Here is a 20,632-nt window from a genome sequence, read left to right as displayed (position 1 = left end):
GCTAAGCGCCTTCGTAACGGGCCAGCAAATGCCCGAGCACGTCGGCGGCCGCGGTGTTGTCCGGAAAGTCGAATCGCTGCTGACGCGGCCGGTACACGCCGCCGGCCTCCTGCACGCTGAGCATGATGTCGGATAGCCGGCTCAGCGCCTGGATCGGCAGCATCAGGCTGGAGCCGTCGAGCGTGAGCGTGCGCAGCTGACGCAGCAGTTCTTCGTCGCATCCGACGCGGGGCGCGGCCACTGCCGCGTTTCGCTCCCGCGCCGCGTCCTTGCGGCCGTCCGCCCTGGCGAGATCGGGCCGCGCCGCCAGCATGGCCGCCAGCCGCGCCGTTTGCCGCGCGACGTCGAACCTTCCTGCGTATCGGCTTCCCTCCACCATCTGATACCGGATGGACAGCCGCCCGTCGTCGCTGGCCTCGAGGCAGTAGTGATCGGCCAGCAGCCCATCGCTCGAACGGTACGCCAGTCCTACGCGGTCGATAAACTGCTTCAACGCATCGTTCGCATGGACGCGAATCGAAAACATTTGCCGTAACACCCTGGGGTCGAGGGCATCGAGCCTCGCTGCTTCCACCGCGCGCATGCGGATGGCCTCACCGCAATGCAGCGTCAGTTCATCCGGCGCATGGAGAGCTGTGCCCGTTGCGTAGCGCACGCAGCCCGCTTCGGCGTCGCCGGCCAGCGCGAGCGATTCGAACAACTCGGCGATGTCCTTGTCCTGCAGCACGCTGCGATGGCGCGGATCGAGCATCGCCAGGCCGACACCGTCATCGATGCCCTCGGCGCGGCAGCGCTCCTGCAATGCCTGGTAGGAAGGATCTTGCGCGAGTGCGGGACCGGGGAAGCGGACCTCGCGCGCGAGCCGTCGGCCATCGTAGCCTGGTATGCGTGCGGCGCGGAACTCTTCCCTGGTCGCCTGGGCCGTCGGCCAGCGCTTGTGGTAGCCGGCGAACACGGTACAGATACCGATGTAGTAAGTCAGGTCGTGCGCGGGCCCTTGCTGGACAAACGGAAGTCCAAGCTGAGGCGTGGCGTCGAGCTTCGGGCCTGGTTTGGGTGTCATCGCCAGTGGTCGACAGTGTCGTTGATCTGTGTTGACGATACATGATCTGGACGCACCGCGTCGTCGACGATGACTAGTTGCCGGACTGCACTTTGGCAGGATGGCTGCGGTATGCACCTGCAGTCCGGCCAGAATGGCGGCCTTTGTCGAGCGTGCGCAACCGTTCGAGTAATGCCAGGGTGGTCAAGAGCCGACACTCAAGCACAGGGTCAGCAGCGCGTGACGGCCGCGCCCCTCGCGTTTGGCCCCATAGAGGGCCCGATCCGCTGTTTCTTCCAATGCCGAGATCGCGACTGGAAAAGCACTAGCGAAAGCGATACCGATACTGGTCGATACCCTGCGCTGCGTCTTGCCCATGTCAAACGGCCGGGCGAATGCCTTGACGATCTTGTCCCCGACAAGCACAGCCTCGTCAGACGATTTCAGACCCTCGAGGATGACAGTAAATTCGTCTCCCGCCAGCCGGCAGACCGTGTCTGTCACCCGTACCGCGCCCTTGACGCGCCGGGCGAATTCCTGGAGTACGGTATCGCCCGCGGCGTGGCCGAGCGTGTCGTTGACCTGCTTGAAATGGTCGACGTCCAGGAACATCAGGGCGACTCCCTGCCCGCTTCTGCGCGCCCGCTGCAAGGCAGCTTCCAGGCGCTCCTGATAGGCCCGCCGGTTCGGCAAGCCGGTCAGCGTGTCGATACGCGCCAGCCTGCTCAGCTCTTCTTCGTGCAACCTGGCGGCTGAAACGTCGGCCCCGAGCACGTACACTCCTCTGTAGCTTCCCTCGACATGGTCCGGAATACGCGTGACCTCGACGATCCGGATGCCTGTTGCCCCGGGTATCTTCATCTCGAAGCTGACGGTCTCGCCCATGGCATTGCGCTGCATGACACCCTGGTGGTGAACATCGAACTCTTCGCCCATGACTTCCCGGACGGTCTTACCGACGATGTCGGCAGAGCTCAGGCCGAACCAGTCTTCATAGGTCGCGTTGGCAAACAGATAGCGCCCATCCTTGTCGATATAGCCGATCAGGACGGGAAGGTTGTCGGTGATCGTCCGCAGCTTGCGCTCGCTGGCTTCCAGGCGCCGCGCGGACTCTTTCATGGCGGTAACGTCTTTGAAAGCGATCACCGCACCGATGCTGGCCCCATCCGTGGCGTGCAAGGGCCTGCCACTCGCGAGCAGGTGGCGCGCTTCATGGCCAGGCGGCCTGACTACCAGTTCGGCATTGTCGACCACGTCACCGTTCAGGACTTTCACCAATGGCAAATCTCCTGGAGGCATGGGTGTGCTGCCGTCGGCCAGAAACAGGCTGTAGTGGCCGGCCCAGTCTTCCGGGCTGTGGGGAGCGTCGCGCCGGGCGTGGATCGCCTTCGCCGCACGGTTCAGCATGAGGACCTCCCCCGACCCGGAACACACCACGACGCCTACGTCGATCGACTGCATCACGGCCTTGAGCAGCTCGCGCTCGCGTGCGAGCGCGTCTTCGATCCGTTTTCTCTCCGAGATATCCTGGATAAAGGTTCCGAAGAAGTGCGTCTCGCCGGCGTTGATCAGGCCAATGGTCATCTCGACAGGAAATTCGGTGCCGTCGCGCCGCAATGCGAACAGGTGCAGCCGCCGGCCAATGACGCCGGAGCTGCCCGACACGGAAAAGCGCTTCATGCCGGCTTCATGCGCCTGCTGGAATCGGGACGGAATGATGGTTTCGCTCACGGTCATTCCCAGGACTTCTTCACGGCGCCAGCCAAAAATCTCTTCCGCACGCGGGTTCCAATCGCTGATTCGTCCCGCGGCATCGACACCGACAAAGGCATCCAGAGCGGTATCGATGATCGCCCTGACACGCTGCTCACCTTTGCGCAGCTCATCCGCCGCATTGGCAAGCTCTACCGTGCGCTGCGTCACGCGCCTTTCGAGGGTTGCATTCAGGTCACGCAAGTCTTGCTCATTCGAGAGCAGCTTCGCAAGCAGCGCATTTAAGGCGTGTTGCAAAATTTGCACTTCAGTCAGGCGGCTGCGTATCGGCGGGATTTCACGGACCATACCGGCGCGCAAGGCATCCGCATGCCGGGTAATCGTTCCCAAGGGCCTCACGATCGTCCTGGAGAACATCCATACCAGCAATGACACCACGACGGCAGCGCCGACCCCGGTCCACAATATCTTGCTGCGCAGTTCCTCGACCGGCATGAAGGCCTGGTCGAGAGGTTGGCGGACCAGTACGACCCAACCCAGTCCGGGATAACTGTCGTGGCCGCTGCTCTGGCTGTAGCCCACGAGGTAGCGCTTGCCGTCGGGCCAGGTTTCGACAAGGGAGCCATTCTTCCGATTCCTGGCTATCTCGAAGCTTTCCAGTGCAAGCGGCTTGCCGGCATAGGCTTCCGGGCCGAGCAGCACGATGCCTTCCCTGCTCAGGATGAGGGTGTCGACACCCTTGCGTTGCGCCAGCGGCCGCAGGACGGAGCGCTGGACGTCGGCCGCCCATTGCCAGCTCAGGTGGGTACCAAAAATACCCATCACGATGCCTTCCGGATTACGAAAGGGAAACGCGATATCGAAGAAGCGTTTTGGTTCGCCGCCGGGATTCGGTAGTAGCTTAGCCAGCAGCACCGCCTCGTGCACGTCGTGGAGATGAACGCCTTCATAGGCGGCGGAAAACCATGGACGGGCCGAGACGTCCTTGCCTTCGAGGAGCTGCTTGGTCGATATCCTGACGATACCGCGGTTATCGGTCAGGCCGATCCATGCGTAATAGGGATGGGTTATCTGCATGTCTTCCAACACCTTGCGCTTGGCGTCGACAGGCACGTGGGCATTGGTGATTTCATAGCGCTCGGCCATCAGCTTGACCTCTCGGTAGCGCTCGTACATACCACGGTCGAGCTTGTCGGTCGTCTGAAAGGCAAGCTCTGCAAGATCGCGGCTGATGTCGACCTCGACTTGCCGCGTCAGGGTGTCAATGACGAGCTGGAGCGTCAGCAGGGTCAGAACCAACATTGCCAGTCCAACCAGGACGGCAAGCGAAGGCGCAAGCGATATACGCGAGCGACGCAGTATCGAAAACATGATTCTCTAGAGAAAATATGGCAGCGCGGCAGGATATCACGGTGCGATACAGGCCTTGCGACTGCTGCTGACAAATCAAATTCTTGCTCTGAAGAAGCCACGTCTTTGTTGCGTGAATGAAACGATTAGATGCAATTCAGCTCACCTTCTATATTTTGCGTTAACAACGCGTGCTCCGAGGACCTTGGATCGTCATTCGATGCCGTGGGACAAAGAAGGCGCGCCTTGACTAGCATGGAGCCATGTTTATCCAAAGCCGCAACCAATGGTTCGAGAGACGGTTGTGCCGTAACCATCTGCCTTACGGTGGACCGTGCGCTATGCTGCCTGCTGGGTGGAGTCCTCAAGAGCGCTTCCGAGCGTTCGATGCGATCTCCGTTACCGGCTGTTTATTGGGCGCTTTTCGCTTTTCGCATTGAGACAAAAACCGTGGCATCAGCCGATACCATGATTAATCGCGAGTAGCATCCTGGTATCCGCATACTTTGGCGCTAGCGTTCCAAATTCGGTGCCGTATTGAATACCATTGCATCTTTCGCCTAGCACTGCATGGACATGCCCGTCCGAAAAAACAGAAAAGCCGTTGATCATTCGTATGAATGATCAACGGCCCGTCGGTTTTCACTTCAAAGCTAGTTAATTAAAGACTCCGCTTACTCCCACTCGATGATCAATGGCTGAGCTAAGCGATTGAATTTACGTGCGTCTTGCTACGTCGAGTTTTATCGATACCATGGTCGATACCATGCGTCGGAGCTGGCTCGACTTTGGTCTCGTGCCACTCAGCTATTGATTTGACAGTTGAGGCAAGACATTACTCCTATAATGTCGGATAGATCTTGACGCGCGTCTGAAGTCGATAACACGCGCATACGGGCAGCCGAGCGCCCGAACCTGCTGGAAAGCCGTTGGCCATACAGGGTATATATATTGGCGCCAATGGTCGAGCTTTCCCTGTGCTCGACCTGAGCATAAACTCGCATGGCACCGATTGCGATAACTTGCTCAAGTATGGCCTGGCCCTCTGTCAAACGGGCGCCACACCCCCTAGCAGTACTAGCGCCGCAGCGTGCTAGCAACTTTGGACCCTGTCTAGATGCTTGATGCCTAACTTGCGTGTTCCCTACGCCTGCTGCCAGACACCAAACGGCGATATAGGGATCTGACGGCCCCGCGTTTATTCGTGCTGATGGCGCTGCCCTTGACAACCGCGCTGGCGACTCAGCGGATCTCTGACGGCTCCGTGTTCCAGCCACTAGAATACGTGAGCCTAGCGGAGGGGCACGCACCGTTCTTGCGCGTGAGCTGCTGGCCGGACGCAAAACGGTCGAGGAAGTAGCGTGCATTTCAAGTTCGCGAATGAAGGTCCTGTCCCTCCATAGCCAGTCCACCCGCAACATGGTAGGCCTCTCCGTAACCAAGTCTGCGCAGGCAGCGCGCCGCGCGATCGCTGCGGCGACCACTCCGGCAGACGAAAACGATTGGCGGCGGATCCTCTTGCGTCAGCCAGGACGGCAGCGCATTCACCAGTTGCGATAAGGGCAGGTTAATGGCTTGGCCCATCAAGCCCTCACGGTCTGAAGCGCGATGCTCGCATGACTCACGCACGTCCACCAGCATCGTACCGGGATATTCGCGCATCAGCTGCCGCAGCCCGCGGGCGTCAAGGTGCATCTCTGTAGCGCCATGGCTCACCGGTACAGGCGCAGCGATTGACATCGCCTCGATTTCGCCGTCTTGACCGCACACCACGACATGATCAGGAAGAATACCTTTCAGGTCCGGTACGCGGAGGCTGCCGGTGAAGGCCAGCGTGGTTTGCTTATCCCTGCCTTCAACGAGGTAGCAAATAGCTGCAATCCCGACAAGGAGCCGCTTGACCTGCCACTGGCCCAGTACCACGGTGTCGCCATCGAAAGGCCAGCTGTCCGCATCGGTAGTCGACAGTTCCGCCACGAGCGTATGCTGATGACGCTTCAGGATGGCCTCGACCTGGGCATGCGACTCGGCCCGAGGATCGATCACCACTGCTGCTCCGGTGTCGGAGTCGAGCAGAAGCCAGCAATGCGTGTCTCCAGCGCTCACGAGCTTGATGCCATCTAGACGCTCGCTAGATGTGCCGGCCACCAGACCACACTCCCGCAGTGCTGCTCCGGCATGAATGATCCGCTTGCATACGGCATTGATCGTATCGAATTCCGTCGCCGGCCCGAGCGACAGGCGCACAGCGTTCTCGCATTGCCATTCAGGCAGCCCCATCGACTGGAGAACATAGGACCCCAGGCCTTTCGCTGCGGAACAGGCGCTGCCGGCGGAGACATGGATGCCCGCCGCATCGAACACGTCCAGCACTTGCCCGCTGGCCAGCCCGGGAACGGAAAAGTTCACGGTCGTGGACAGCGATTTGTCGAAGGGCGTATTAAACGCGATGCCAGGCAAGCTGTACGACAGTGCAGCCACCACCATATTGCGCATTTCGGTTAGCTCGGCGCGGGTGCGGAAGGCCGTCCCGTTTTCCAGCTCGGCCAGGACGGCCCCGAGCGCGGCGATGCCGGGCAGGTTCTCGGTGCCGGAACGCAAGCCGTCCTCCTGCCCGCCTCCCATCATCAAGGGCGTATAGGGTGCTCCCGCGCGCACATACAGCATGCCCGTACCCTTCGGCGCGTACAGCTTGTGCCCGGAGAACGGCGCGTAGTCGATCCGGGTCCGCGCCAGGTCGACCGGCAGCTTGCCCAATGCCTGAACGCAGTCCACCAGCCACAGTGCCGGGCTGTGCTCGAGTACTGCGCCGATGCCCTTGATATCCGAGATCACGCCGGTCTCATTATTGGCGGCCATCGTACAGACCAGGGCCGCGTCTGGCGCCATGCGGGCCAGTGCCGCGAGATCGTGCCTGCCATGCTGGTCGACCGGGATGCTGCGCAGTTCAAGGTCCAAGCCAAGCACCCGGTTCCAATGGGCCAGGCTTTCGGGCACCGCCTTGTGCTCGGTGGCGCCGTATAGCAGCAGGCTCTCTGCCGGAAGCCCGTGTTCGCGCTTCTCCCTGATCGAACACAGCGCCGACAACACGGCGGTCTGGATGCCTTCGGTCGCGCCGCTGTTGAACATCAGCTTGCCATCGCCGACGCCCAGCAACCGGCTGGCCCGGCTGCGCACATCGTCGAGCACCGCCCTCGCCCGCAGCCCGACCGAATGCGAGCTGCTGGGATTGCCGAAGTTCGTGTTCAGGGCGTCCATGAGGGCATCCGCGGCCGCCGGTAGGACGGGCGTCGTTGCATTGCTATCAAAGTAAAGATCAGTATTCATCGGAATTGGAAAGCTTGTGAAAAGACCGGGCCAGGCGCACCGGGACGCTCATCCGGCCAGCAGCTCGGGGCAAGGTGCGAAGGTTTCGAGAAAGCGCTGGGCGTCGAGCGCGGCCATGCAACCGGAAGCCGCACTGGTGATCGCCTGGCGGTAGACCGAATCCTGCACGTCGCCCGCGGCGAACACCCCCGGCTTCGAGGTCATGGTGGCCATGCCTTCGCTGCCGGAACGGGTCTTCAGGTAGCCCGCCACCATCTCCAGCTGGCCCGCGAACAGCGCGGTCTGCGGCTTGTGTCCGATCGCCACGAACACGCCCCGCACCTGCAGCGGCGTTAGTTCGCCGGCATGCGAGCGCAAGCTGACGCCGGTGACGCCCGCCTCGTCGCCGTGGACCTCGTGCAACTGGCTGTCGAGCACCAACCGCACCTTGCCTTCCGCAACCTTGGCATGCAGGCGGTCGACCAGGATCGGCTCGGCACGGAAGCTGTCGCGGCGGTGGACCAGCGTCACCAGGCGCGCGATCTGGCTCAGGTAGAGCGCTTCCTCGACCGCCGTGTTGCCTCCGCCGATGACGGCCACGTCCTGGCCACGGTAGAAGAAGCCGTCGCAGGTGGCGCATGCCGACACGCCGCGTCCCAGGTAGGCCTGCTCGGACGGCAGGCCCAGATACTGGGCCGAGGCGCCGGTGGCGATGACCAGTGCATCGCAGGTATAGGTGCCGGATTCGCCGATCAGGCGGTAAGGCGTCTCATCGAGTTTCGCGGTATGGATGTGGTCCACCACGATCTCGGTGCCGAAGCGCAGCGCGTGCTGCTGCATGCGTTGCATCAGCTCGGGCCCCTGCACGCCGAGCGGATCCCCCGGCCAGTTCTCGACGTCGGTGGTGGTCATCAGCTGCCCGCCGGTCTCCATGCCGGTGACCAGCACGGGTTGCAGGTTGGCGCGCGCGGCGTACACCGCGGCGCTGTAGCCGGCCGGGCCGGAGCCCAGGATCAGCAGCCGGGCATGTTTCGTCGTATTTCCCATCGTCTTGCCTCTTTCTCTTGCCTGGTTCATGCGAACTGCAAGGCGGCGCGCTTGCAGAGATAGTGCATCAGCAGGGGAACCGGGCGGCCGGTCGCGCCTTTTTCCTTGCCGGTGCGCCAGGCGGTCCCGGCAATGTCCAGGTGGGCCCAGAGCTGGCCTCGGGTGAAGCGTTCGAGGAAGGCAGCCGCCGTGACGGCGCCGCCGCCCGGGCTGCCGATGTTGGCGAGATCGGCGAAGTTGGACTTGAGCTGCTCGCCATAGGCCTCGTCCAGCGGCATGCGCCAGGCATGGTCGCCGGTAGCGCGGCCCGCCTCCAGCAGCTCGGCGGCCAGCGCGTCGTGGGCCTCGTCCATGCGGGTAAACAGGCCGCTGTTGTGCTGCCCCAGGGCCACGACGCAGGCCCCGGTCAGGGTCGCGATGTCGATCAGCACCCGCGGCTCGAAGCGCGCGGCATAGCTCAGCGCGTCGCACAGCACCAGGCGCCCCTCGGCGTCGGTGTTCAGCACTTCGATGCTCAGGCCGCTCATCGAGCTCAGGATGTCGCCCGGCCTGACCGCGCTCCCGGAGGGCATGTTCTCGCAGGCGGCGACGATGCCGACGACGTTCAGCGGCAGCTTCAGTTCGCCGATGGCGCGGAACACGCCCAGCACCGCCGCAGCGCCGCACATGTCGTACTTCATTTCATCCATCGATGCGCCGGGCTTGATCGAGATGCCGCCCGAGTCGAAGGTCAGGCCCTTGCCGACCAGGACGATGGGCGCATCGCCACTGTTCCCGCCACGGTGCTGCAGCACGGCCATCGCGGGCGGCTGGGCGCTGCCGGAGGCGACGGCGAGATAGCTGCGCATCTTCAGCTCCGCCATCTCCACCGGACCCAGGACGTCCAGCCCGAAACCGAACTCGCGGGCGAGCTTGCCGGCGCACTCGGCCAGATAGGCGGGAGTGCAGATATTCGGGGGCAGGTCCCCCAGTTCGCGTGCGTACACGCTCCCCCGCGCCATCGCCTGCGCCTGGGCCAGCGTCCGCATGAGGGCGTCCAGCGGCGCCACCGGCAATACCAGTTCGCGCACGCCGGCCGGCCGCGCTTCCTTCTCGCTCTTCAGGCTGTCGGGCCGGTAGGCCTGGTCGTGCGCGGCTTGCGCGAGGTGGCGCACGACCCAGTGGATGTCACGGCCTTCGACCTGCTCCAGGGGCAAGGCCAGGATCGCATCGTGTGCACCGATGCGCGACAGGCAGGCCAGCGCTTCGCGCACGCCCTGCTTGAACGCTGCCTCGGTGAGCGCCGGGCCATTGCCGAGACCGACGAGAAGCACGCGCTGCGCCGCCGTGCCGGCAGGCTGGCGCAGCATGAGCGTGGTGCCGGGCTTGCCGCTGATGTCGCCCGACGCGAGGGCGTGGCGGACGGCGCCCGCAGCGTCCAGGGCCCGGGCCTGCGCCGTCAGGACGCCGCCTTCATGGATACCGACCACGATGCAGTCCGCCTCGGCCCGCGCCAATGCTTGTTCCCGCTCCGGACCACAGGCCGGGTTCAGTGTGATGTTCAATGATGCCTCCATAGGTGAAGCCCGCATGCTAGTGCGTTGCGGCCTGTCGCTGGCCGTACGCCAGCACACAATTCCGTCGGCCTGTGCGGCTCGAATCGGCAGTACGGTTTTGCGTGCGCATTCCCTGCGATCCGTCTGGCAGCGGCACTCGATACAGTGGCCCGAAAACCTCGGTTTCCGTACCGATCGCAAAGAAGAATCCGCTTTACCATGCCGTTTTTTCCATCCAGGCATTCCATGACCCATCCCCTCCCCGCTCTCGACAGCCCTCCCGACTTTCCTGCCATCGATCCCGCTTCGATCGAAGCGGCCATCCAGTCCCTGATCGCCCGCGCCCAGGCTGCGCGCGCGCGCGCGGCCGGCGCGGCCGTTCCGGCATGCTACGAGGCGCTGTCGGCAGCGCTCGATCCGCAGCTGGAAGCGCTGAATGTCGCCTGGAGCGTGGTGGCGCAGCTGCAGGCCGTGGCCGATACCCCCGCCCTGCGCAAGAGCTACCAGGCCTGCCTGCCGCAGGTCACGGCCTTCTACACCGCGCTGGGCGCGGACCAGGACCTGTACTGGAAGCGGCGCGCCATCGCGGCCGGTGCCGATCTGTCGCCGCCGCGCCGCAGGGCGCTCGCGCTGGCGCTGCAGGCTGCGCAACTGTCCGGGGTCGAGCTGCAGGGCGCGGACAAGCAGCGCTTCGCCGCCATCCAGGATCGCTGCGCCGTGCTGTCCCAGCGTTTCGCCACCAACCTGCTCGACGCCACCGACCGCTACGCCTGCTACGTCCACGAGAGCGAGATGGACGGCGTTCCCGCCGATGTCTTCGATGCGGCGCGCACCGCAGCCCGGGCGGAAGGCCGCGAGGGCTGCAAGCTGGGGCTGCAGCAGGCGGTCTACGCCCCGGTCATGCGCCACGCGTCGAACCGGGCGCTGCGCGAAAAGCTGTACCACGCGTTCACCACGCGTGCCAGCGAGTTCGGTCCACCGGAACTCGACAACCTGCCGCTGATGAAGGAATTGATCGCGCTGCGCCAGGAACGCGCCCGCCTGCTGGGCATGGACAGCCACGCCCATGTCTCCCTGGCGCCGAAAATGGCGCAGGACCCGGAACAGGTCATCGGCTTCCTGCAGGACCTGGCCAAGGCGGCGCAGCCGGCCGCTGCCCGCGAAATGGAGCAGCTGCGCAGCTTCGCCCGCGGCGAGCTCCGGCTCGCCACGCTGGAGGCATGGGATCTGAGTTTCGTGAGCGAGCGCCTGCGCCAGGACCGCTATGCCTTCAGCGAGGACGAGCTCAAGCGCTACTTCAGCGTCGGCCGGGTGCTGGATGGTTTGCTGCGGCTGGTACAGGGCCTGTTCGGTATCCGTATCGAACGCACCGAGCTGCCCGTCGGGCATGACAGCGTCCACGCCTACCGCGTGTGGCGCGAGGGGCAGGAACTGGGCGTGTTCTATCTTGACCTGTATGCGCGTCCGGGCAAGCGCAGCGGCGCATGGGTGAACGGCCTGCAGCCGCGCTGGCGCAGCGATGAGCGCCTGCGCACCGCGCTCGCCTGCGTTGTATGCAACTTCGCACCGCCGGACGAACGCGGACAGGCCTTGCTCGGCCATGACAACCTGGTGACCCTGTTCCATGAATTCGGCCACAAGCTGCATTTCCTGCTGTCGACCGCCGAGGAGCTGGGGGTGTCCGGATTTTCCGGCGTCGAGTGGGACGCCATCGAGCTGCCGAGCCAGCTCATGGAGAATCTGGCCTGGGAATGGGACGTACTCGAGCCCTTGAGCGGACATGCCGACGACGGCAGCAAGCTGCCGCGCGCCCTGTTCGACAGGATGCTGGCGGCGAAGAACTTCATGGGTGGCGTGGCGCTGCTGCGCCAGATCGAGATGGCGCTGTTCGACATGCGCCTGCATGCGGTTCCGGGCGCCGAAAACGACATCCTCGCCCTGCTGGAAAGCATCCGCAGCGAGGTCGCACCGATGCCGGTGCCGGCCTACAACCGCTTCGCCAACGGGTTCACTCACATCTTCGCCGGCGGCTACGCGGCCGGCTACTACAGCTACCTGTGGGCCGAAGTCCTGTCCACGGACGCCTGGAGCGTGTTCGAGGAAGCCGGCATCCTGCACCAGCCAAGCTGGGACCGGTTCCGCGAAACGGTGCTGGAAGTGGGCGGCAGCCGTCCCGCCGCCGACAGTTTTCAAGCCTTCCGCGGCCGCGCCGCCAGCCAGGACGCCCTGCTGCGCCAGCGCGCCGTCCCTACTCGATGACACCATTGCTGCTGAACGTCGGGCGCTGGGTCGGCACCGACCCGCTGCTCAAGAATCCGGACTTCCGCCGCTACTGGCTGAGCGGCGCCCTGAACAACTTCTCCACCCAGATCAGCGGCATGGCGATGCCGCTCTGCGCCGCCCTGCTGCTGGGCGCGACGCCGGCCCAGATGGGCATCCTGGTGGCGATGCAGTCGCTGCCCTTCGTCCTGTTCGGCCTGCCCGCCGGGGTATGGCTGGACCGCAACCGCAAGCGCCCCGCCCTCCTGGGCTGCAAGCTGAGCTCGATGATCGCTCTACTGAGCGTACCGGCGGCTTACTGGATGGGCCAGCTTTCGATGCCCTGGCTGTATGCCGTCGCCTTCACGATCGGCTTCGGCTTCGTGCTCGGCGGAAGCGCCGAGCAGGTGCTGCTGACGAATATCGTCGGCCGCGACGGGGTGCTGGCGGCCCAGGCGCGCTTCGCCAGCACGGATTCGGTCGCGCGCCTGCTCGGGCCAGGCTTGGCCGGCCCCCTGATCCAGCTGCTCACCGCCCCGTTTGCCATCCTGGTCACGACGGCCGGGCTGGCGATGTCGATCACGGTCATGCGCACGATCCGCTTTCCCGACCCGCGTCCCGCGGCCAGCAAGCGCCATCCGGTGCGCGAAATGCGCAAGGGGCTGGTGTTTATCTGGCGCCACCCCGTCCTGTTTCCGCTTGCCTGGGGCATCGGGACCTGGAACCTGCTGTTCAGCGGGTATGCGGCGCTGAGCATCGTGTTTTCCACGCGCACCCTGGGCCTGTCGCCCGGGATGCTGGGCCTGGTGGAGGCGGCGGGCGGCGCGGGCATCCTGGCCAGCGCCCTGACCGCCACGCGCCTGACCCGGCGCTACGGCACCGGCGCGACGATGCTGGCCGGCTTCGGCGCGACCGCGGCGTGCTTCCTGCTGACGGCCTTCCTTCCCGCGCGGCTCGGCGGCAGCGCCGGCGCCAGCGCCTTCGCCTATGCCCTGCTCCTGATGCTGCGCGACTACGGCCTGATGCTGATGTTCATTCCCTACCTGGCGCTGCGCCAGAACATCACACCCAGCCATTTCCTCGGCCGCGTGACTGCCACCATGCGCTTCATGACCGTGGCCCTGTCTCCGGTCGGCGCGCTGGCGGCCGGGTTCTGTGCCGAGCTGCTCGGCATGCGGCCCACCTTGCTGGGCGTCGGGGGAATCAGTGTCCTGCTGGTCTGGCTGCTGCGCAGATCGCCCATCGCGGGCATGCGCTAGGCGATCCGCGCCGTCCGGCTCAGGCCTTCCTGCGCGCTTCCAGCAGGCGCCCCATCGCGGGCAGTGCCGGACTGCCCTGGGTGCGGCTGACATTGAAACGCATCTTGGACTCGTATCCGTTCGTGCGCGAAAACAGTTCGCCCGGCGCCATCAGATGCCCGTCCTTGAACAAGGCATCCGCGAGGGCCATGGCGTTCACCTGCCCGGGCAGCGTCGCCCAGACGTACATGCCGGCGTTCGGCCGCTGCTCGAAGGTACAGCCCATTGCTCCCAGCTGATCGATGACGGGCTGGCGGCATTCGTCGAGCCGGCTGCGCAGCTGGGCGCAATGGTGCCGGTAGCCTCCCTGCGAGAGCAACTGGTAGACCACGCGCTCGTTCACCGAGGTTCCCGCGATGTCGCCGACGGTCCGGTAAACCTGCAGCCACTCGATGACCTTGGCGTTGGCGCAGACATACCCAACGCGCATGCCGGGCGCGATGGTCTTCGAAAAGCTGCCGACGTAGATGACGCGGTTCAGCTGATCAAGGCTGGCCATGCGCGTGACCGCGGTGGCGTCCGCGGGCGGCAGGAGGTCGGAGTAGCTGTCGTCTTCCACGATCGTGAGGTCGAATTCCTCGGCAAGGCGGAGGATCTGGAAGGCCTTGTGGGGAGAAATATGGCCCGATGTCGGGCTGTGCAGCACTGAGCTGCAGAAGAAGAAGCGCGGACGATGCTGGATGCAGTATGCGCGCAGCGCTTCCAGGTTGGGGCCGTCGGCGTCGCGCGGAACGGTAAGCAGCTCCAGGCCGGAAGCCATCAGGCGGTCGCGCAATAGGAAGGGTCCCGGATCTTCGACCAGGACAGGCTCGCCGACCGTGCGCAGCATCGACTGGACGATCAGCTGGATGGCGTGGGTCGCACCCGAGGTCACCATGATGCGCGACACCGGCGCGTCGATCTGGACGTCGCGCAGCTTGGCCTGCAGCTGCTGGCGCAGCGGCAGATAGCCCTGCACATCGTTGTAGCCGATCAGGTTGCGTACACTGGCACGCGCCACCGCACGCAATGCCTTGCCCAGCCCCTCCTCGTCCAGCCACTCCGGCGGCAGGGAACCCAGCCCGGTGCCGCTCTCCAGGCCGACGGCAGGCTGCACCAGGCGGAAGCGCCACCACTCGGGCAAGGGCTGCGAGCTCGCACTTTCGGTGACGCCCCGCGCGGGACGTCCCTTGAGCTTGACGAAGAAGCCCGATCCGGGCCGCGACTCCAGGTGGCCGTGCGCCACCAGCTTGTCGTAGGCGCGCGCGACGGTGTCGCGGCTGACTTCACAGGCGTCGGACAGTTGCCGCACCGAATGCAGGCGCTGCCCCGCCGCCAGCTTGCCGGCGCGGATCTGGGCGACCACCATGTCGAAGATGCGGTCGACCAGGGACAGGCGATCATGCGGGCTCGCCACCTGATCGAGTGCCTGCTTGTTCAATGTGATAACGGGATGGTGGCTCGGACGTCCCCGGGGCATGCGGCGCTCCTGCTCTGAAAAGGTGGCTGGCGTTAATTCCGTACTGATGAATCAACAAGTACAGACCGGTAAATATCCGGCATGACTGTATCGATATGACGCTAGTATGACAGAAATTTATTATCTATATTACCTAGCACCAACCACAAAATCAGAAGGCGTCTACCATGTTTCGCAAGGATTCGAGTTTCGCCCCCCGTATGTTGCTGCTCCCTGCCGCCCTGGCCAGTGTATTCGCACTGAGCGGGACGGTTTCGACTGCGTGCGCTCAGGAGACGGCGTCCGCAGGCACTTCCGTACCGGTCCACCTGTACGAACTGAAGCCTGGCCCGCTGGTGCAGACCCTGGATGCGATCCAGCAGACCAGCGGCCAGAGAATCGCATTTGACCGTGCGGCGCTGGCGGCGGCCCAGGCCGGTGCCGTGCGGGGCAACTTGAGCGCCGGCGCAGCCGTGGCGCAGGCCCTGTCCGGCACCGGCTACATCATGAACGAGGATGGCGCCGGCGTCCTCTCGGTCACTGCGCGGCAAGTGGTGGTCACGGCGAAACGCGACGAAGCGGAAACCAGTTTCAAGGCCAGTCGCTCCGACACGGCGACGCGCAGCGGGAGCAGCCTCCACCTCACCCCCGGTTCTATCACGCTGATCACCGGCAAGGTACTGGAAACCCAGCAGGTCACCGATGTGACCGAGGCCTTGCGCAACGTCAGCGGTGTATCCTTCAACCAGAACCCACAGGGCATCGCCAACTTCGAGATCCGCGGCTTCACCGCTTCGTCGACCTCGAACGGCGTCAGCGACCCGCATGCCACCACGCGCAGTGTTTATACTGTGGAGCGGATCGAAGTGCTGAAAGGACCGCAAGCGATCCTGTCGGGCGGCGACTCGATCGGAGGCGGGGTGAATATCGTGGTCAAGAAGCCACAGGCGGAGCCGATTCGCGACCTGACCCTGCAATATGGCAGCCGCCAGGACAAGACGGTGGCATTGGACCTGTCGGGCCCGCTCAGCGAGGACAAGCGCCTCACCTACCGGACGATCGCCAGCGTTTCCGATGCAGAAGACAGCGACGCCGGTTTCGATGGCCGCGAACACCGGTCGTTCATGCAGGCCTTCCGCTGGAAAGACCGCCGTACCGACTTCACCCTCGGCGCCGAGTACACCAAGGGCCATACTCCGCTCATGCGCTACACCTTCGCGCTGCGCGACGGCAGCATCCTGCCCCCTCCCGAGCGCGTGCTGGGCCATCCGGCGGACGGCTTCGATTTCCGTAACCGTCGCGTGCACTACCAGTTGGAACAACAGCTCACCGAGAATGCCGTCCTGGTCAGCCGCCTCCAGCATGCGCGCGACAATTTCGATGTTCACGCGCTCTCGCCAAACGGCTTCAGCTATGCGGCGGGAGCGGCGCCGAATGCGCCGCGGGCCGACATGACCTTTTACGGATCGCGAAGCTTCCGGAACGACTCGACGACGAGCGGAGACCACTATCTGCGCCTGGGCTTGCGCACCGGCCCGGTGCGGCACAAGCTCTCCATCGGCTACAACCATACCGACCTCGACTTTTCCCAGACCCAACTATCAGGGCCCGATCTGAGTGTCCCCGTCTATGCGGCGACGCCCTATGTCTTCCAGGACTTGCGGCAAGGGGCCACCTCTCTCGTGGTTGATGGACGCGACGGGCAGAACCAGAAAGCAGCCTACATCCAGGACCTGATCTCTTACGAGAAATGGAACCTGCTGCTGAACTGGCGGCGTAACCGCTATACGGTGAAAGACTCGGCATACACCTTCTACCCGGACAAATTCGTATACAGCGCGCCTGCCGAGATCACCTATTCGACTACGCCCGGCGCCGGCATCGTGTACCAGCTTACCGACCAGACCGCCCTGTACGCCAGCTATGCGCAAGGCTTCGATCCGCAGAACTTCCTGCAATGCGGCGGCGGCGTCGTGCCGCCGAACGAGACCCGCAACCGTGAAGTCGGCGCGAAGTTCGACCTGCTCGACAGCCGCTTCGCACTGACGACCAGCCTGTTCTCGATGCAGCAATCGAACAGCCTCGTCTACTTCCAGCCCGGTAACTGCTACAACGTGCGCGACGCCCAACGCACGCGGGGCGCCGAAATCGACGCCCAAGGACGCCTTGCCCCTGGCCTGGAGGCGGTGTTCAATTACACCTACACCAGGATCGAGGACGTCGGCAGCAGTACCGCCGTGTTCGCGGGGCGGCCCAAGCACAAGATGAGCCTGTGGGCGCTGTACGACTTCCAGTCCGCTGCGCTGAAAGGTTTCAGCGCCGGCCTAGGCGTCAGCGCCAGCAGCCGCTCACTCGGATCGCGGGACCCGCGCGTACAGTTCCACCTTCCCGGCCAGGCCCAGGTCGACACCAGCCTGCGCTACAGCAGCGACCCCTGGGCGCTCACCTTCGGGATCACGAACCTGTTCGACCGGACCTTGTACTCGACCACGGTCAGCAACAGCTTCATCCCGGTCAATGCGGGCCGCGCGTTCATGCTGACGGTGAAGCGCAGTTTCAAGTAACAGCCTCTGCTAGACGAAAGAACGTATGCGTGAACATGTGCAGGATCCTCCCAGGCCCAGGCTTCGCACCCTGGTTTTCAGTTTCTGGCGCGAATCACGGAGCTGGCAAGCCTACCTGATGCTGGCAGTCGTGCTGTCCATCATGTTCGGCTCGGCCTCGCTCCATATCTGGGCCAACAAGCTGTCGGGCGAGGTAACGGACGCCCTGATCAGCATGAAATGGGAGCGCATCTGGCCGGTCATGGCACTGACCGTCGTCGCGGGCCTCATCGCTGCCGTGACGACGGTCGTGAACACGGCGCTGCAAGGCCTGATCGACCTGCGCTGGCGCACCTGGCTGACCGAGAAGCTGCAGCGCGAGTGGCTCGGCGCCCATGCGTTCTACGATATCGAGCGCGAAGGCGTACTGTCCAATGCCGACCAGCGGATCGCCGAAGACGTCAGGATGTTCACGGACCAGACGCTCACGCTCTCGCTCAACTTCCTGAGCGTGATCGTCAACGTGGTGACCTACTCGGCCCTGCTGTGGGGACTGTCGGGCATCCTGCGCTTCAATGCCGGCGGCGTCGGCTTCGCCATCCCCGGCTACATGGTGTTCATCGCCTTCGCCTACAACTTCACGCTGCTGGCGCTGGTGCACTGGGTCGGCAAGCGCATGATCGGCCTGAACATGGAGCGCCAGGGCGTCGAGGCCGACTACCGCTTCGCCGCCATGCAGGTGCGCGAGAATGCCGAGCAGATTGCCTTCTATGGCGGCGCCGAGGCCGAGCGCTCCAGGCTGACGAGGCTGTTCGCCAAGATCCGTTTCAATACGGTATCGCTGATCGGGCGCCAGGCCAAGATCCTGATGACCCAATCCGTCTATGGCCAAGTGTTCACGGGCTTGCCCATCCTGGCGGCGTTGCCGCGCTACTTGGCCGGCGAGCTCACGATGGGCGGCATCACCCGGGTCGCCGGCGCTTACGGCATGTTGAGCAACTCCCTGAACTTCTTCGCCCAGGCCTACCAGGGCTACGCCAGCTGGCTCGCGAATGCCAACCGCGTGCGCGACCTGCAGTGGGCGATCCACAAGGCCCAGCAACGCCGGAGCGGCTTCGCGCTGGCGCACAAGCCGTCTTCCGCTCTGACGACCGGGACGTTGACGGTGCGCGATCCGCTGCAGCGCATCCTGACCGAAGTCGGGCCACTGCGCTTCGCACCGGGCGAGCGTTGGATGGTGCGCGGCCCATCGGGTGCGGGCAAGAGTACGCTCCTGCGCGTGCTGGCCGGCCTGTGGCCTCATGGTGCCGGCAGCGTGGCCGTTCCCGAGGGCGCCAGGCTGATGTTCGTGCCGCAGCGCAGCTACCTGCCCAGTGGCCCCTTCAAGCAGGCGATGTGCTACCCGCATTCCCAGGACGCCTTCGACGATGCGCACTGCAGGCAGGTGCTGGCCTACTGTGGGCTCGACCACCGCATTCCGGATCTGTACGCCTTCGACAACTGGCAGCAGCAGCTGTCCGGTGGCGAACAGCAGCGGGTGGCCTTCGCACGCGTATTGCTGCACGCTCCCGACTTCGTGTTCCTGGACGAAGCCACCAGCGCGCTCGACCCGGCTCTGGAGACCCGTCTGTACACGGCGCTGACTGAAGCATTGCCTACGGCGACCATCATCAGCGTCGCCCACCGCGCCGAACTGGCCCGCTTCCACGACCGCGTGCTCGAGATCCGCCCGCACACCGAAAACTGTACTGAGGCGCTCACGCAGAGTGCCTGACAGAATAGGGGTGATCCGTACTGATTCTGGGCGGCCGGAGCAGCTATCCTGCTCTGGTTGGCCTCACTACCTTTAATAAGAGAAAACACATGAGCAAGAACATCATCAAGGCGACCGACGCCTCCTTCGAGGCGGACGTCCTGCAAGCACCCGGCGTCGTACTGGTCGATTTCTGGGCCGAATGGTGCGGCCCCTGCCGCGCGCTGGCACCGATCCTCGACGGCCTGGCCGACGAATACCCGGAAATCCGCGTGGTCAAGGTCAACTCCGACGAAAACCGCGCGGTCTCCGAGCAATGCAAGGTGCGCGGCCTGCCCAGCCTCCTGCTGTTCGTCGACGGCGTCGAGCGCGAGCGCGTGCTCGGCCTGACCTCGAAGACCCGCCTCGCGGCCCTGGTCGACCAGCACCTGGAGGCGTGAGCATGGGAACCGCATTCAATGGCAGTACCGAAGCCAAATCCGCACTGGTCGGCCGCCTGGCCGCCCATGCCGAGGCCAAGCGCCTCGTGCCGGGCGCTTTCCGCTGGTCCGGCGAGCAGGGAAGCCTGGTCGGCTGCCTGCTCGAAAACCCTGACCCGGCCTGCTGGGAAACCGAACTCGGCCTGCCGCAATGGCTGGCCCTTGTGGCCGACAAGCTGGCCGAAGGCAGCGGCTCGCCGGAAAGCGCAGCCGCCCTGGGCGCCCGTCTGCTCCAGGCGATCCACCCGGGCGCCGACCTGGAACCGGTCGGCAGCCGCTTCATCCTCCAGCTTCTCGCCGACCTGCAGACGCGCCTGAGCGCACCGGCCGGGACGGCGGCGCAGGCGCTGGCCGAGGTGGAGCAGCTGCACCGGCGCGTGGCGGCCGGCGAGCAGGTCCCTGCCCCGCAGTGGCGTGCGGCACGGCGCGCCGCCACGGCCGCCACGGACGAGCTCAAAGCGGACGACGAACAGGCACTCGCCCTGCTGAAATGCGTCGAGACAGCAGCGTGGAATCCGGCCAGCTCCCCCGTCGTGGTCTACGACACGCTGCGCACCTGGGTCGAGGCGCGCACCTTGATCGCATCGATCGATGCGGGCTGGCGCAGTGACTACGAGCCGACCCTGCGCGCTCACCTGCAGGAGATGTTCGACACTTACATCAAGGACAATCCCGAGCTGCAGAAGACCAAGACCGTCTTCGACTTCCTGGAGGAGCATTATCCGGACGATGCCCGCATGATCCGCGTAAAGAACCAGGTCGATCGCGATGCGCACAAGGATGCCTATCCTTACGCTGCCGACCTGCTGATCGACCTCCTGAAGGCCGCCTGAACCATCCCTCCGCCGGCGGCTTCCCTGCCGCCGTGC

At 64.6% G+C, this 20,632-nt stretch carries 12 protein-coding genes; 6 read left to right on the top strand and 6 right to left on the bottom strand.

Translation table 11 applies throughout. The features are described from left to right. Position 1: 1 nt before the first annotated feature. From LE190_RS06145 to LE190_RS06125, 5 genes are all read right to left on the bottom strand, one after another. The gene (locus tag LE190_RS06145; RefSeq protein WP_225237848.1) at positions 2 to 1,063 is read right to left on the bottom strand and encodes a hypothetical protein; all 1,062 of its coding nucleotides are present in this window, start codon (positions 1,061 to 1,063) and stop codon (positions 2 to 4) included. A 183-nt stretch (positions 1,064 to 1,246) separates the two neighbouring features. After that, positions 1,247 to 4,057 (bottom strand): PAS domain S-box protein, encoded by a 2,811-nt coding sequence (locus LE190_RS06140; protein ID WP_225237847.1) that lies wholly within the window; start codon positions 4,055 to 4,057, stop codon positions 1,247 to 1,249. Between the two features lie 1,416 nt (positions 4,058 to 5,473). After that, complete coding sequence (locus LE190_RS06135) at positions 5,474 to 7,432, bottom strand: aminotransferase class V-fold PLP-dependent enzyme (RefSeq protein WP_225237846.1); 1,959 nt, start codon at positions 7,430 to 7,432, stop codon at positions 5,474 to 5,476. A 48-nt stretch (positions 7,433 to 7,480) separates the two neighbouring features. Next, complete coding sequence (gene trxB, locus LE190_RS06130) at positions 7,481 to 8,458, bottom strand: thioredoxin-disulfide reductase (RefSeq protein WP_225237845.1); 978 nt, start codon at positions 8,456 to 8,458, stop codon at positions 7,481 to 7,483. A gap of 26 nt (positions 8,459 to 8,484) precedes the next feature. Further along, positions 8,485 to 10,002 carry a leucyl aminopeptidase gene (locus LE190_RS06125; RefSeq protein WP_225237844.1) on the bottom strand — a complete coding sequence of 506 codons (1,518 nt, stop codon included), beginning with the start codon at positions 10,000 to 10,002 and terminating at the stop codon, positions 8,485 to 8,487. A 237-nt stretch (positions 10,003 to 10,239) separates the two neighbouring features. Between LE190_RS06125 and LE190_RS06120 the strand changes: the two genes are divergently transcribed. Continuing rightward, entirely contained in the window at positions 10,240 to 12,252 is a 2,013-nt protein-coding gene (locus tag LE190_RS06120; RefSeq protein WP_225237843.1) for a M3 family metallopeptidase, read from the top strand. Continuing rightward, entirely contained in the window at positions 12,249 to 13,511 is a 1,263-nt protein-coding gene (locus tag LE190_RS06115) for an MFS transporter (RefSeq protein WP_225237842.1), read from the top strand. Before LE190_RS06120 ends, LE190_RS06115 begins: the two co-directional genes overlap by 4 nt. Before the next feature lie 19 nt (positions 13,512 to 13,530). Here LE190_RS06115 and LE190_RS06110 read toward each other — a convergent pair whose 3' ends face one another. After that, entirely contained in the window at positions 13,531 to 15,009 is a 1,479-nt protein-coding gene (locus tag LE190_RS06110) for an aminotransferase-like domain-containing protein (RefSeq protein WP_225237841.1), read from the bottom strand. 167 nt (positions 15,010 to 15,176) lie between these two features. Here LE190_RS06110 and LE190_RS06105 point away from each other — a divergent pair, with 167 nt between their 5' ends. The 4 genes from LE190_RS06105 to LE190_RS06090 all read left to right on the top strand — a co-directional run bounded on the left by LE190_RS06105 (position 15,177) and on the right by LE190_RS06090 (position 20,596). Then, complete coding sequence (locus LE190_RS06105; RefSeq protein ID WP_225237840.1) at positions 15,177 to 17,552, top strand: TonB-dependent siderophore receptor; 2,376 nt, start codon at positions 15,177 to 15,179, stop codon at positions 17,550 to 17,552. Positions 17,553 to 17,577: 25 nt separating this feature from the next. Then, complete coding sequence (locus tag LE190_RS06100) at positions 17,578 to 19,305, top strand: ABC transporter ATP-binding protein/permease (RefSeq protein WP_225237839.1); 1,728 nt, start codon at positions 17,578 to 17,580, stop codon at positions 19,303 to 19,305. Positions 19,306 to 19,394: 89 nt separating this feature from the next. Then, on the top strand, positions 19,395 to 19,724 hold the full coding sequence (trxA, locus tag LE190_RS06095; protein WP_225237838.1) for a thioredoxin: 330 nt from the start codon (positions 19,395 to 19,397) through the stop codon (positions 19,722 to 19,724). A 2-nt stretch (positions 19,725 to 19,726) separates the two neighbouring features. Next, positions 19,727 to 20,596, top strand: a complete 870-nt coding sequence (locus tag LE190_RS06090) for a hypothetical protein (protein WP_225237837.1) — start codon at positions 19,727 to 19,729, stop codon at positions 20,594 to 20,596. The last annotated feature ends 36 nt before the right edge of the window (positions 20,597 to 20,632 follow it).

Source organism: Massilia hydrophila (assembly GCF_020208145.1).
GTDB lineage: Bacteria > Pseudomonadota > Gammaproteobacteria > Burkholderiales > Burkholderiaceae_D > Telluria > Telluria hydrophila.
This window is presented reverse-complemented; position numbering and strand designations above follow the sequence as displayed.

Excerpts from the sequence above, each read along its gene's own strand:
- LE190_RS06145 (WP_225237848.1), bottom strand. The coding sequence starts at position 1,063 with ATGACACCCAAACCAGGCCCGAAGCTCGACGCCACGCCTCAGCTTGGA.
- LE190_RS06140 (WP_225237847.1), bottom strand. The coding sequence starts at position 4,057 with ATGTTGGTTCTGACCCTGCTGACGCTCCAGCTCGTCATTGACACCCTG.
- LE190_RS06135 (WP_225237846.1), bottom strand. The coding sequence starts at position 7,432 with ATGAATACTGATCTTTACTTTGATAGCAATGCAACGACGCCCGTCCTA.
- trxB (WP_225237845.1), bottom strand. The coding sequence starts at position 8,458 with ATGGGAAATACGACGAAACATGCCCGGCTGCTGATCCTGGGCTCCGGC.
- LE190_RS06120 (WP_225237843.1), top strand. The coding sequence starts at position 10,240 with ATGACCCATCCCCTCCCCGCTCTCGACAGCCCTCCCGACTTTCCTGCC.
- LE190_RS06115 (WP_225237842.1), top strand. The coding sequence starts at position 12,249 with ATGACACCATTGCTGCTGAACGTCGGGCGCTGGGTCGGCACCGACCCG.
- LE190_RS06110 (WP_225237841.1), bottom strand. The coding sequence starts at position 15,009 with ATGCCCCGGGGACGTCCGAGCCACCATCCCGTTATCACATTGAACAAG.
- LE190_RS06105 (WP_225237840.1), top strand. The coding sequence starts at position 15,177 with ATGTTTCGCAAGGATTCGAGTTTCGCCCCCCGTATGTTGCTGCTCCCT.
- LE190_RS06100 (WP_225237839.1), top strand. The coding sequence starts at position 17,578 with ATGCGTGAACATGTGCAGGATCCTCCCAGGCCCAGGCTTCGCACCCTG.
- trxA (WP_225237838.1), top strand. The coding sequence starts at position 19,395 with ATGAGCAAGAACATCATCAAGGCGACCGACGCCTCCTTCGAGGCGGAC.
- LE190_RS06090 (WP_225237837.1), top strand. The coding sequence starts at position 19,727 with ATGGGAACCGCATTCAATGGCAGTACCGAAGCCAAATCCGCACTGGTC.